This is a genomic window from Streptomyces sp. NPDC094147, assembly GCF_044764265.1.
In the GTDB taxonomy this organism is placed as follows: Bacteria; Actinomycetota; Actinomycetes; order Streptomycetales; family Streptomycetaceae; genus Streptomyces.
Genome location: NZ_JBIWHT010000009.1, coordinates 107,609 through 120,934, shown reverse-complemented (window position 1 = coordinate 120,934; position 13,326 = coordinate 107,609). Strand labels below are relative to the sequence as shown.

Genomic DNA, 13,326 nt, shown 5'->3' with positions numbered 1-13,326 from the left:
ACCCCCAGGGTCGGGGGACGGACCGGTACGGGTACGGCGCCCGGAGCCGGGTCACCGCAGTCGCACGGCCGCCGCCGTGCACTGAGTACTACCCCACCCCGGGCGACGTACCCGACTGTCTCGCCCCCTGATCAACACCGGCCCCCACCGGTGCTGTGCATCAGCGTAGGGCCGTGGGCCGCGAGCGGAAGGCACTTTGCAGAACTGATGGCATCCGGACCGCTACGGGGCGTGTGCGGATGTTTAGGGTGAGTTCCATGGTTCGTATCGAGACGGAAGTGGACAAGGACCGCCAGGCGCTGCTCACGCGGCGGCTGCGCGACACCAACACCGAGCGCTCGCCCGTGCTGCGTGCCCTGCGCGGGCCGGGCGAGAGGGAAGTCCCGCTGCACGTCTGGGCGTTGGACGACGCCGGCGAGCTGGTCGGGGGGCTGACCGGGCGCACCTGGGCAGGGTGGCTCCACATCGACCTGCTGTGGGTCTTGGGCGCGCTGCGCACGGCGGGGCTCGGCACCCGGCTGCTCACCCGCGCCGAGGAGTTGGCCCGCGCCGAGCGGGGCTGCGGGCACGCCCGCCTCGAAACGTGGGACTTCCAGGCGCCGGGCTTCTACCGCAAGCGGGGGTACGAAGTGGTGGGGGTGGTGCCGGACTATCCTCCGGGGGTTACGGAGTTCACCCTGACGAAGCGGCTGGGGTGAGCGGGGGGGCGTTTTCCCACCCTCCCCCAAGCTCTTGAGGAGCAGGGGGGACCCCCATCCCGTTGCGCGGGGTTGAATGGCTCGGGCCTCCTGGGGCTCCGCCCCAGACCCCCGGGGGTTTGCCCACCCGCCCGCCCGTGACCCGGAGTTGAGAAGGCTGAGCCCTGGGGCTGCGCCCCAGACCCCCTGAGGGGCTCCGCCCCTCGACCCCGGCGGGGGCTTTGCCCCCTGCACCCCCTTCGGGGGCTCCGCCCCCAGACCCCCTCGGGGCTCCGCCCCTGCACCCCCTTCGGGGGCTCCGCCCCCGGCCCCCCTCGGGGCTGCGCCCCTGCACCCCCTCGGGGCTCCGCCCCGGACCCCGCTCCTCAAGCGCCGGAGGGGCTTGATTTTTTCGCCCCTTCGGTTGTGGGCAGGCATTCCGCGGGGCGGAACGCACAACCGGCACGGTCCGCGGACGAAGGCGTTGGGGGCCTGGGGGCGCAGCCCCCGGAAGGGGCCGTGGGGTTCGACCCCGCGTTGTGGGCGGGTGGGTGGGGAACCCCGTCAGGACAGGCGGCTCGCGCCGGGCGATGGGCTCGCTTCGAAGATCCTTGGCGGCGCCCACCCCGCCCGGTCGAACACCCCGTTCAGCGCCTTCTCGACCACACCCGCAACCCCCGCCTCCACCAGCACGATCGCCGATCCTCCGAACCCGCCGCCCGTCATCCGCGCCCCGAGCGCCCCCGCCGACACCGCCGTGTCCACCGCCGCGTCGAGTTCCGGGCAGGACACCCGCAGGTCGTCCCGCAGGGAGGCGTGGCCCTCGGTGAGGACGGGGCCCACCGCGCGGACGTCGCCCGCCGCCAGCAGCGCCGCGACCCGCGCGACCCGCTCGTTGTCGCTCACCACGTGCCGGACGTAGTCCCGCACCGTCGGGGAGGACAGCTCGCGCAGCGCGTCCGGGAGTTGCGCACCAGAGATGTCGCGCAGGGTGCGTACACCCAGCTCCCGCGCGCCCCGCTCGCAGCCGGCGCGCCGCTCGGCATACGCGCCGTCTCCCAGCGCGTGCTTCACCCGGGTGTCGACGACCAGCAGCCGCAGCCCGTGCGCGGGCAGGTCGAAGGGAATCTGACGCTGGGTCAGGTCGCGGGCGTCCAGGTGCAGCACATGGCCCTCGGTGCAGCACGCCGACGCCGTCTGGTCCATGATTCCGCAGGGGACGCCCACGAAGGAGTTCTCGGCCTGCTGGGACAGGCCCGCCAACTCCGCCATCGACAGCGGGAGTCGGTACAGGTCGCGCAGGGCCAGCGCCGTCACCACTTCAAGGGCCGCCGAGGACGACAGGCCCGCGCCCGTCGGCACCGTCGACGTCAGGTGGATGTCGGCGCCGGTCACCTCGTGGCCGGATTCGCGCAGCGCCCACACCACGCCCGCCGGGTACGCCGCCCAGCCCGTCCCGGACCGCGGCTCCAGCTCGTCCACCCGCAGTTCCACCACGGGTCCCCCGATGTCCGCGGAGTGGAGCCTCAGCACCCCGTCCGTGCGCCGGGACACCGCCGCGAGCGCCGTGTGCGGCAGCGCGAGCGGCATGACGAAGCCCTCGTTGAAGTCGGTGTACTCGCCGATCAGGTTGACCCGGCCGGGCGCGGCCCACACCCCGTCCGGCTCGGATCCGTACAACTCCCGGAAGGCAGACGTCACTTCACGCACCCGCATGCCCGGCTCCCCTCGCGAACGCCCACGCGTCCGCCACGATCCCCGCGAGGTCCGCGCGGGACGGCTGCCAGCCCAGGCGTTCGTGGGCGCGCGACGCGGAGGCCACCAGGACCGCCGGGTCACCGGCACGGCGGCCGGTGACCACCTCGGGGACGGGGTGGCCGGTCACCTTGCGTACGGTCTCGATGACCTCGCGGACCGAGAAGCCGTTGCCGTTGCCCAGGTTGCAGACCAGGTGCTCGCCCGCCGCCGCGGCCGCCAGGGCGAGCAGATGGGCCTCTGCCAGGTCGGCCACGTGGATGTAGTCCCGTACACAGGTGCCGTCGGGGGTGGGGTAGTCGTCCCCGTAGACGGAGATGAACTCCCGCTCGCCCAGCGCCACTTGCAGGACCAGGGGGATCAGGTGCGATTCGGGGGCGTGGCGTTCGCCGCAACTGCCGTACGCGCCCGCCACGTTGAAGTAGCGCAGCGACACCGCCGCCAGGCCGTGGGCCGCGCACTCCCCCGCGATCATGTGGTCCACGGCGAGTTTCGAGGCGCCGTACGGGCTGGTCGGGGCCGTCGGGTCGGTCTCGGTGATCGGGGTCGCGACCGGTTCGCCGTAGGTGGCGGCCGTGGAGGAGAAGACCAGGGTGCGCACTCCCGCCTCGCGCATCGCCGCGAGCAGCGCCATCGTGCCGCCGACGTTGTTCGACCAGTACTTCTCCGGCTTCGACACCGACTCGCCGACCTGCGAGAACGCGGCGAAGTGGAGCACGGCGTCGTAGTCGGCGGACAGCCACGTCGCGGCGTCCTGGATGCGGCCCTCGATGAACGCGGCGCCGGCCGGGACGGCCTCGCGGAAGCCGGTGGAGAGGTCGTCCAGGACGGTCACGTCGTGCCCGGCCTCCACCAGATGGGCCGCCACCACGCTGCCGACATATCCGGCACCGCCCGTCACCAGGTACTTGCTCACTCGCTGGCCACCTCTCGCAGTCGCTCGGCCGCGGCCTCCGGCGGCACGTCGTTGATGAACACGCTCATACCGGATTCGGAGCCCGCGAGGAACTTCAGCTTGCCGGAAGTGCGTCGGATGGTGAAAAGCTCAAGATGGAGCCCGAAGTCCGCCCGGTCGGCAGCCCCCTCGCCCCGGAACGGCGCCTGGTGCCAGGCGGCGATGTACGGGGTGGGCGGCTCGCCGGGGCCGAAGATCCGGTCGAAGCGCCTCAGGAGTTCCAGGTAGATCCGCGGGAACTCGGCGCGGGCCTCGTCACCGAGGGCCCGCAGGTCCGGGACGCGCCGCTTGGGGTGCAGGTGGACCTCGTAGGGCCAGTGCGCGGCGTACGGCACGAACGCCACCCAGTGCTCGCCTTCGAGGACCACTCGGTCGCCGTCCGCGAGTTCCCCGGCGACGACGTCCTCGAAGAGGTTGCGGCCGCCGGTGCGCTCGCGGTGTTCGGCCAGCGAGCGGAGCATGAGGGCAGTGCGGGGGGTGGTGAAGGGGTAGCCGTAGATCTGGCCGTGCGGGTGGCCGAGGGTGACACCGATCTCGGCGCCCCGGTTCTCGAAGCAGAACACCTGCTGAACCTGCGGGAGTTCGGCGAGTTCGGCGGTGCGGTCGGTCCAGGCCTCCAGGACGAGCGCGGCCTGCTCCTCGGTGAGGTCGGCGAAGGACGCGTCGTGGTCGGAGGTGAAGCAGACGACCTCGCAGCGCCCGGACTGCCCGGCGAGCGAGGGGAAGCGGTTCTCGAAGACGACGACGTCGTAGTCGGCGGCCGGGATCTCGCTGTGGCGCCCCTCGCGCGACGGGCACAGCGGGCACTCGTCGGCGGGCGGATGGTAGGTGCGGCCCTGGCGGTGGGAGGCGATGGCGACCGCGTCGCCGAGCAGCGGGTCGCGGCGGATCTCGGAGGCGGTCGACACGAGGTCGAGCGGGCGCGGGTCCACCTCGTCCCGTACGCGGTCGTCGCGGGCGTCGTAGTAGAGCAGCTCACGACCGTCGGCGAGCCGGGTCGACGTCTTCTTCACCTGCAACCTCCACCATCCAACAGAACCAAACACAACAAACCACAAGCCAACAGGCGCCGTCAATGGGCCTGCAAGCGGTTACTACGGACGGCCCGGCCCGGTGGAAGCCCGCGCTCGATCACAATCAAACAAACAATCTCATCAAAACTGTTCAGTTTCTGAACATCGAGGCGTAGGTTCCGGTCCGGATCAGTAAGCGCGACGAAGCGAGTACGCATGCAATACCTGGCCGCGGGGCTCCGGCTCCCCACCAACGGGCTCGACTACACGATTCTGGCGATCTACTTCATCGTCGTCCTGGGCATCGGCTTCGCCGCCCGCGCCAGCGTGAGGACCAGCCTCGACTTCTTCCTGTCGGGCCGCTCGCTGCCCGCCTGGGTCACCGGGCTCGCCTTCGTCGCCGCCAACCTCGGCGCCACCGAGATCCTCGGCATGTCCGCCACCGGCGCCCAGTACGGCGTCGCGGTCGTCCACTGGTACTGGATCGGCGCGATCCCGGCCATGGTCTTCCTGGGCCTGGTGATGATGCCCTTCTACTACGGCTCGAAGGTCCGCTCCGTACCGGAGTTCCTGCTCCAGCGCTTCGACAGGTCGGCGCACCTGCTCGCCTCGGTGCTGTTCGCCCTCGCCGCCGTGCTGATCGCGGGCGTCAACCTGTACGCGCTCTCCATCGTCGTGGAGGCGCTGCTCGGCTGGCCGCAGTGGGTGGCGATCGTCGTCGCCGGGCTCTTCGTGCTCGCCTACATCACCATCGGCGGGCTCTCCTCGGCGATCTACAACGAGGTGCTCCAGTTCTTCGTGATCCTGGCCGCCCTCATCCCGCTGACCCTGCTCGGCCTGAAGCGGGTCGGCGGCTGGGACGGGCTGACCGGCTCGCTGCGCGCGAGCCACGGCGACAACTTCCTGTCCGCGTGGGGCGGCACCGGCATCGGCGAGGCCAACCCGCTGGGCGCCAACTGGCTGACCATCGTCCTCGGCCTCGGCTTCGTGCTCTCCTTCGGCTACTGGACGACCAACTTCGCCGAGGTCCAGCGCGCGCTGTCCGCGAAGAACCTGAGCGCTGCCCGGCGCACCCCGCTGATCGCCGCGTTCCCGAAGATGTTCATCGTCTTCCTGGTGATGATCCCGGGCCTGGTCGCGGCCGTGCTCGTGCCGAAGATCGGCACCCCGGGCTCGGACCTGACGTACAACGACGCGATCCCGATGCTCATGCAGGAGCTGCTGCCCAACGGCGTGCTCGGCATCGCGGTGACCGGTCTGCTCGCCGCGTTCATGGCGGGCATGGCGGCCAACGTGTCGTCCTTCAACACCGTGTTCACGTACGACATCTGGGCCAAGTACGTGAAGAAGGACCAGCCGGACGGGTACTACCTGCGGTTCGGGCGGCTGATCACCGCGATCGGCGTGCTCGCCTCGATCGGCACGGCGTTCATCGCCTCCTCGTTCTCCAACATCATGGGCTACCTCCAGACCCTGTTCTCCTTCTTCAACGTCCCGATGTTCGTGGTCTTCGTCATCGGCATGTTCTGGAAGCGGGCCTCGGTGAAGTCCGGGGTCTGGGGGCTGCTCGCGGGCACCACGGCCGCGATGGTCAACTACTTCTGGATCTACAAGCAGGGCGTCGTGTCCATCCCCACCGACCAGGGCGCCAACTTCGTCTCCGCGATCGTCGGCTTCGTCGCCGGCGCCGTGGTGATGGTCGCGGTCACGCTGTTCACCGCGCCCAAGCCGGCCGCCGAACTCGCGGGCCTGGTGTACGGGACGAAGTCGCCCGGCATCGAGGAGCCGCCCGCCGAGGGCGACGGCGCCTGGTACCGCAGGCCCGCCCTGCTCGGCTGGGCCGCGATCGTCCTGGCCGCGCTCTGCTACCTTCCCTACTCCCTCTGACCGGAGGCCCTCACATGTCCGAACTGCAGCGAGAAGTCTCCGAGTTGGAGCGGAAGTCGGCCACCGCGGCCCGGCTCTTCGACATCCGCCGGATCATCGGCGGCCTGTTCACCCTGTACGGGGTGATCGTCACCGGCGCCGGAATCATGGCCTCCGACGCCGACCTGAAAAAGGCCCAGGGCATCAACATCAACCTGTGGACGGGCCTGGGCATGCTGGCCCTCGGCCTGTTCTTCCTGGTCTGGCTGAAGTTGCGGCCGACCGCGCCGCCCACCCCGGACGAGTAGCCACCGGCGCTCAGTCCTCGCCCGCCGGCGGTGCGGCCCGCTGGGGCGGCAGGCCGACGGGCTGGGCGGCCCGGTCCAGCAGCCCGGTCCGCGCGGCGAGCGCGGCCGCCTCCAGGCGCGATCCCACGCCGAGCTTCATCAGGACCCGCTGGACGTGGGTGCGCGCGGTGGACGGGGCGATGCCCATGCCCGCCGCGATCAGCCGGGTGTCCTCGCCGTCGGCGACCCGGACCAGGACCTCCACCTCGCGCGGGGTCAGCATCTGCAGCAGCCGCTGGCCCTCGTCGTCGGGCTGGGCCGCCGGGTTGAGGAGTTCGGCGAAAGCGCCCTGGAGCAGCTGCGGGGCGACCGCCGCCTCGCCCGCCCTGGCCTTGACCATGGCCCGCTCCACGCCTTCTATGCGCTCGTCGTGGCGTACGTATCCGGACGCCCCGGCCGCGAACGCCGCGGCGATCCCGCGCGGGCTGGGCACCGGCCCGAGCACCACCACGGCGACCTGCGGCCGCTCCCGTTTGATCCGTACGATCGGGTCGAAGACCCCCGGTTCGGCCGGTGCGGCGGTGCCGAGCAGGCACACCTCGGGTGCCCGGCTCACCACGAGCTCGGCGGCCCCGGCCACCGGAGCGGTCGCCGCGAGCACCCGGTGCCCGCGCAGTTTCAGCGCCGAGGCCAGTGCCTCGGCGAGGAGCCGGTGGTCGTCGACCACCATGAGCCGCACGCCCATCGAGCTACCCCCCATCCCCCTGGGCCCTTCCCCAAGCTCTTCCCGGGCCAAGGGCACCCCACGCGGACCCCCCGGCCCCCGGCCCTCTTGCCCCGGCAAGCTACACGCTTGTTCGACGCCGCGCGCCCCTTACCGGCGAGAAGCCCCCAGAATGCCGAATTCTCCGCTATTCAGGCCCGGTTGAGGAAGTACGCGGGGAGGTATGCGGCCAACGACGAAGGCCCCGGCGGCGCGTACGAACGCGCCACCGGGGCCCCGCTGTCCGGGCGGCTCAGCCGGTGCCGGTCGCCATGAACAGGAACTTCCTCGCGGCGTCGCTCGCCGAGTACGGCTTGCTCAGCAGCTGCGCGCCCAGGTACAGCCGGCCCTGGCCGTAGAGGATGTCGGAGTACTTCGCCGAGAACGAGGTGATCGCGTCGCGGACCGCCCGGTCGGCCGGGTTCTCCAGGAGCAGCGTCGACTGGAGGCTGCCGCCGTCGATGCTGACGACCTGGGTGCCCTTGTTGTACGGGGCGTCCTTGTACGCGATGACGTTGTTGCCGTCCATGCGCAGCGGGTACAGCGTGTAGCCGTCGCCGGCGTCCGCCTTGCCGGGCACGGGCTGGCCGGTGGCCAGGTCGAAGGCGACGATCTCGTTGGTCCGGCCGAGCGAGTCGGCGCCGCTCGCGGCGTTCGCGTGCTGCTCGGTGGGCACGTACAGCTTGCCGTTGCCGGCCGTGACCATCTTGCACTTCTCGACGGAGGTGCTGTCGCAGCTGGCCGCGTACTTGGCGCCGGGGACCGGGATGCGGGCGAGCAGCTTGCCGGTCTTGTCGTCGACGGAGAAGAAGTCCGAGATGCCGCTGCCGTCGCCCGCGGTGTCGCCGACGTCGGCGGCGAGCACCAGCGGCTTCGTGGAGACGATGTGGGCGTACTGGATGCCGGGCAGCATCTTGTACGTGGAGGCGGGCTGGCCGGTCTTGGGGTCGAGCGGCTGCACGTTGATGGTGGGGTGGTCGTAGTCGCCGCACTTGCGGACGGCCACGAGCGCGTCACCGCCGCCGTAGCCGACGTCCTTGCACTGGTCGGTGGTGGTGGTGGGCTTCCACAGCTCCTTGCCGGTGTTCAGGTCCCAGGCCGCGCCGCCGTCGAGACCGCCCGCGGCGACGGTGCCCGCGCCGAGGGTGACCTCGTCGAACCGGGACTTGCGGTCGCCGCTGGCGCCCTTGATGTCGTTCTGCCACAGCAGCTTGCCGGTGTTGAGGTCGAGTCCGGCGACCTCGGTGCACGAGGCGTACTTGCTGCCGTTCTCCATGGTCTCGAAGGCGAACGCGGTCTTGCCGTCGGCCGAGACGTGCGTGGTCGCCTGGCAGACGTTGCCGGTCAGCGGGAGCTTCCAGAGCTGGGTGCCCTTGGCGGGGTCGTAGCCGACGATCTCCTTGACGCCGGACTTGACGTACACCTTGTCGGTGAGCCAGGAACCGTGCACCGAGGCGAGGTCGGTGACCTGGGGCTGGGGCGTCTGGAACAGCACCTTGGCGGAGGTGTTGGCGGGGGCCTTCTCCTTGCCGCCGCCACCGGTCGCGCTGCCGCCCGCGGCGCCCTTGTCGCCGCCGGTGCCGGAGGTGGCGTCGTTCTTCTTGCCGTCGTCCTTGCCGGTGGCGTACCAGATGCCGCCGCCGACGATCAGGGCCACCGCGACGGCCGCCGCGATGATGATCGTCAGCTGGGTGTTCGGCTTCTTGCCGCCGGGTCCGGGCGCGCCCGGCGCCCCGTACTGCGGCGCCATCGGCTGGGTGGGCGGCTGGGTCGGGTAGCCGTACCCGGGCTGGCCGCCGGGCTGGCCGGGGTAGCCGTAGCCGGGCTGCTGCGGCGGGGTCTGCGGGTAACCGTAGCCGGGAGCGCCGGCCGGCGGCGGGGTGCCGGGCGCCTGCGGGTAGCCGTAGGCGGGCGGGGCCGCGGGGGCCGGGGTGCTCGGCGGGGCGCTGGGCTGGGGCGGGGTGGGCGGCGGGGAGTTGGGCGGCGGCGGGGTGGGCGCTCCGAAGCCGCCGGCCGGGGGCTCCTGGGGTGCGCCGAAGCCGGACGCGGGGGGCTCCTGCGGGGCGCCGAAGCCCTTGGGTGCGTCGTTCGGCGGCTGGGGTGGCTGGCTCATGGCGTAGGGACCTCTGACTGGAAGGCGGGGGCGGGGAGTTGGGGCGTCACTTGCCGAAGGACAGGAGCGCGTTGTCCTTCTGGTCGCCCTTGGGGCTCTTCACCCTGTCGTTGAGGACGAAGACGCGCCCGCTCGCCCACGCCAGGCGGGGGCTGAAGAAGTTGCGTTCGGTGCTGGCGGCCGCCGCCGGGCTCTGCATGGTGATCTGCGGGGTGCCGCCGGTGGTGGGCAGGCTCGCGATCGCGGCCGCCTCCTCGACGCCGGGCTGCACGTAGAGCACGACCTTGCCGCCCTCGACGGTCAGCGGCGCCATCATCCGGCCCTTGGGCGCGGCCGCGTGCCACTTCTCCTTGCCGGTGCCCAGGTCGATGGCGACCACGTCGTTGCTCTGGCCGACCCCGAGGTCGCCGCTCTGCTTGCCCTCGGTGGAGATGTAGAGGGTGTTGGCGTCGGCGGCGATGCCCCAGCAGTCCTGGAGCTGGCGGTCGATGATGCCGAAGCCGCTGCAGTTCGCGGTGAGTTGGGACGTGGAGTCCACCTGCGAGCGGACCTTGCCGTCAGCGGTGAAGGTGGAGATGTTCCACGTCTTCTTGTCCTTGTTGGTCGCGTACACGACCAGCGGGTCCATCGAGTAGATGCGGCGGATCGACCAGCCCTTGTCGTACTGGTAGTTCCACTTGGAGTTGCCGGTGGCCGGGTCGAGTTCCTGGAGCAGCTCCGACTGTGGCGCGTCCATGCTGGTGTTGTTGGGGTCGGTGCAGGTGCCGACGGTGATGAGCTTGGGGCCGCCCGCGAAGGCGTCGGAGCGGCAGTTGCCGGTCTTCGGGGTGCCGAAGAGCTTCTTGCCGTCGGTGATGGAGAAGCCGCTCGCGCCGCCCATCCGGGCCAGCGCCACGGTGTTGCCGCTGATCGCCATGTCGAAGCTGACCATGATGTCGAAGGCGCCCTCGGAGGGCACCGGCGCCTTCCAGCCCGCCTTGCCCGCGGTGAGGTCGACCATCTGCATGGTGTTGCACTTGGCGTTCTTGGTGTTGTTCTCCTGGACGCCGAGGACGATCTTTCCGTCCGTGGTCGGGTTGTGCGGGGCGCCGCAGATGGGGGTGTCCAGGGACACCTTCCACTTCTCCTTGCCGTCGGCCACCGAGTAGCCGACGACTTCCTTGTACATCGCCTTGACGACGGTGTCGCCGAGCAGCCAGGGGCCATACTGCGCGGCGCCGTCCTGGGTCAGCGGGGTGTCGTTCTCGTGCAGCCAGGCGCGCGCCTCGCCGTCCTTGATCCCGGCGTTGATGTCGTTGCTGTCGCTGCCTCCGTTGCCCCTGCCGTTGCCCTGGTCGACCGAGGCGGATCCGCTGGGGGCCGCGCTGTTGCTCTTGCCGGCGACGGGCTTCTTGCTGTCGCCGCCGCCGCTCGTCGCGAAGTACACGCCGCCGCCGATGACCAGGAGGCCCGCGACCGCCGCGGCCACGATGGCCGCGGGCTTGCCCTTGAACGGGTTCTTGCCGCCGCCGCCGGGCGGCGGCACCGGGGCGCCGGGGTACTGGGGCTGGCCCGGATATCCGTAACCGCCCTGCTGGGTCTGCGCATACGGATTGCCCTGCGTGGGCGGCTGGCCTGGGGCCTGCGGGTAGCCGTAGCCGGGCTGGGGCGGCTGCGGGTAGCCGTAGCCGGGAGCGCCGGCCGGCGGAGTCGGCGGCATCTGCGGCGGCCGGCCGGGCGGGACCGGCGGCGCGGCCGGCATCTGCGGCGGCTGGGGCGGCGGCCCCTGCGGCGGGGCAGGCGGTCCCTGAGGCTGGTCCTGCGGTGCTCCGAAGCCCCCCTGCGGAGGCTGCGAACTGGGCGGCTGAGTCACAGCGAGATACCCCCGAATTTGCGTCTTTGCGTCTTTACGTCAGTCGAACGGAGCTACTTTCTATCACTCGGAGCACCGCGCACCACGGGCCGGTCCACCCCTGTTCCCAAGGGAGAACCGGCCCGTGATGCCGCCGTTACTGACTCTGTACGCCGTCTCTACGCAAGCGTCGCAAGACGTTCGTACGCATATGCCTCAGGCCTCTTCGGCCAGTTCGAGCCAGCGCATCTCCAACTCGTCGCGCTCGGCGAGCAGTTCGCGCAGCTCGGCATCCAGTTTCGCCACCTTCCCGAAGTCCGTGGCGTTATCAGCGATTTGCGCGTGCAGACTGGTCTCGCGGTCGGAGATCTTGTTCAGCTGCCGCTCCACCTTCTGGAGTTCCTTCTTGGCGGCGCGGGCGTCCTGCGCGGAGACGGCGCTCGCGGGCTTGGCGGCGGGCGCGGCGGTGGCGGCGGGCGCCGACTCGATCATCTTCTGGCGCCGCTCCAGGTACTCGTCGATCCCGCGCGGCAGCATCCGCAGCGTGGCGTCGCCGAGCAGCGCCCACACGTGGTCGGTGGTGCGCTCGATGAAGAACCGGTCGTGGGAGATGACGACCATGGAGCCGGGCCAGCCGTCGAGGAGGTCCTCCAGCTGGGTGAGGGTCTCGATGTCGAGGTCGTTGGTGGGCTCGTCCAGGAAGAGCACGTTGGGCTCGTCCATGAGCAGGCGCAGCAGTTGGAGCCTGCGCCGCTCACCGCCGGAGAGGTCGCCGACGGGCGTCCACTGCTTCTCCTTGGAGAAGCCGAACTGCTCGCAGAGCTGACCGGCCGTCATCTCGCGGCCCTTGCCGAGGTCCACGCGGTCGCGTACCTGCTGGACGGCTTCCAGGACGCGCAGGGCCGGGTTGAGCTCGGCGACCTCCTGGGAGAGGTAGGCCAGCTTCACGGTCTTGCCGACCGCGACTCGGCCCGCGGCGGGCTGGGCCTCGCCCGCGGTGCGCCAGGCCTCGGTGAGCGCGCGGAGCAGCGAGGTCTTGCCCGCGCCGTTCACGCCGACCAGGCCGATGCGGTCGCCGGGGCCGAGCTGCCAGGTCAGATGCTTGAGCAGCAGCTTCTCGCCCGCCTGGACGGTCACGTCCTCCAGGTCGAAGACGGTCTTGCCGAGCCGGGCGTTGGCGAACTTCATCAGCTCGGAGGTGTCGCGCGGCGGCGGCACGTCGGCGATGAGCTCGTTGGCGGCCTCGATGCGGTAGCGCGGCTTGGAGGTGCGGGCCGGGGCGCCGCGGCGCAGCCAGGCGAGCTCCTTGCGCATCAGGTTCTGCCGCTTGGCCTCCTCGGTCGCGGCGATGCGCTCCCGCTCGGCGCGGGCGAAGACGTAGTCGGAGTAGCCGCCCTCGTACTCGAAGACCGAGCCGCGCTGCACGTCCCACATGCGGGTGCAGACCTGGTCCAGGAACCAGCGGTCGTGGGTGACGCAGACCAGCGCGGAGCGGCGGGCCTGGAGGTGGCGGGCCAGCCAGGAGATGCCTTCCACGTCGAGGTGGTTGGTCGGCTCGTCCAGGACGATGAGGTCGGGGTCGGCGATGAGCAGCTTGGCGAGCGCGATGCGGCGCCGCTCGCCGCCGGACAGGGGCGCGATGACGGTGTCGAGTCCCTGCGCGAAGCCGGGCAGGTCCAGACCGCCGAACAGACCGGTGAGTACGTCCCGGATCTTGGCGTTGCCGGCCCACTCGTGGTCGGCGAGGTCGCCGATCACCTCGTGCCGGATGGTGGCCTGGGGGTCGAGCGAGTCGTGCTGGGTGAGCACGCCCAGGCGCAGCCCGCCGACGTGCGTGACCCGGCCGGTGTCCGGCTCCTCCAGCTGGGCGAGCATCCGGATCAGGGTCGTCTTGCCGTCTCCGTTGCGCCCGACGACGCCGATCCGGTCCCCCTCGGAGACGCCGAGGGAGACCCCGTCGAGCAGGGCACGGGTGCCGTACACCTTGCTGACTGCCTCGACATTGACCAGATTGACGGCCATTTCACTCCTGAGCAGGGGGTTGGATCGACCTCCCAGCCTAGGCC

The 13,326-nt window shown here is 71.1% G+C and carries 10 protein-coding genes; 3 read left to right on the top strand and 7 right to left on the bottom strand.

The genetic code is table 11. The annotated features are described in order from the left end of the window. The first annotated feature begins 257 nt into the window (after positions 1-257). Positions 258-698: a GNAT family N-acetyltransferase gene (locus ACIQ8J_RS16525; protein WP_403271455.1), complete on the top strand. Its 441-nt coding sequence runs from the start codon at positions 258-260 to the stop codon at positions 696-698. A 543-nt stretch (positions 699-1,241) separates the two neighbouring features. On the opposite strand, the gene galK is transcribed toward ACIQ8J_RS16525, so the two are convergent. The 3 genes from galK to galT are packed head-to-tail and all read right to left on the bottom strand — an operon-like array spanning position 1,242 to position 4,400. Then, positions 1,242-2,393 (bottom strand): galactokinase, encoded by a 1,152-nt coding sequence (gene galK / locus ACIQ8J_RS16520; protein ID WP_403271453.1) that lies wholly within the window; start codon positions 2,391-2,393, stop codon positions 1,242-1,244. Continuing rightward, positions 2,380-3,348 carry a UDP-glucose 4-epimerase GalE gene (gene galE / locus ACIQ8J_RS16515; RefSeq protein ID WP_403271451.1) on the bottom strand — a complete coding sequence of 323 codons (969 nt, stop codon included), beginning with the start codon at positions 3,346-3,348 and terminating at the stop codon, positions 2,380-2,382. Before galE ends, galK begins: the two co-directional genes overlap by 14 nt. After that, positions 3,345-4,400, bottom strand: coding sequence for a galactose-1-phosphate uridylyltransferase (galT, locus tag ACIQ8J_RS16510; protein WP_403271449.1), 1,056 nt, complete (start codon positions 4,398-4,400; stop codon positions 3,345-3,347). Before galT ends, galE begins: the two co-directional genes overlap by 4 nt. Before the next feature lie 216 nt (positions 4,401-4,616). Between galT and ACIQ8J_RS16505 the strand changes: the two genes are divergently transcribed. Then, on the top strand, positions 4,617-6,287 hold the full coding sequence (locus ACIQ8J_RS16505; RefSeq protein WP_403271447.1) for a sodium:solute symporter family protein: 1,671 nt from the start codon (positions 4,617-4,619) through the stop codon (positions 6,285-6,287). Positions 6,288-6,301: 14 nt separating this feature from the next. Further along, positions 6,302-6,574: a hypothetical protein gene (locus tag ACIQ8J_RS16500; RefSeq protein WP_403271445.1), complete on the top strand. Its 273-nt coding sequence runs from the start codon at positions 6,302-6,304 to the stop codon at positions 6,572-6,574. Between the two features lie 10 nt (positions 6,575-6,584). Here ACIQ8J_RS16500 and ACIQ8J_RS16495 read toward each other — a convergent pair whose 3' ends face one another. The 4 genes from ACIQ8J_RS16495 to ACIQ8J_RS16480 all read right to left on the bottom strand — a co-directional run bounded on the left by ACIQ8J_RS16495 (position 6,585) and on the right by ACIQ8J_RS16480 (position 13,282). Then, on the bottom strand, positions 6,585-7,298 hold the full coding sequence (locus tag ACIQ8J_RS16495) for a LuxR C-terminal-related transcriptional regulator (protein ID WP_403271658.1): 714 nt from the start codon (positions 7,296-7,298) through the stop codon (positions 6,585-6,587). A gap of 271 nt (positions 7,299-7,569) precedes the next feature. Next, positions 7,570-9,429: a PQQ-binding-like beta-propeller repeat protein gene (locus tag ACIQ8J_RS16490; RefSeq protein WP_403271443.1), complete on the bottom strand. Its 1,860-nt coding sequence runs from the start codon at positions 9,427-9,429 to the stop codon at positions 7,570-7,572. Positions 9,430-9,475: 46 nt separating this feature from the next. After that, complete coding sequence (locus ACIQ8J_RS16485) at positions 9,476-11,170, bottom strand: PQQ-binding-like beta-propeller repeat protein (protein WP_403271442.1); 1,695 nt, start codon at positions 11,168-11,170, stop codon at positions 9,476-9,478. Between the two features lie 306 nt (positions 11,171-11,476). Next, positions 11,477-13,282, bottom strand: a complete 1,806-nt coding sequence (locus tag ACIQ8J_RS16480; RefSeq protein ID WP_403271440.1) for an ABC-F family ATP-binding cassette domain-containing protein — start codon at positions 13,280-13,282, stop codon at positions 11,477-11,479. Positions 13,283-13,326: the final 44 nt, after the last annotated feature.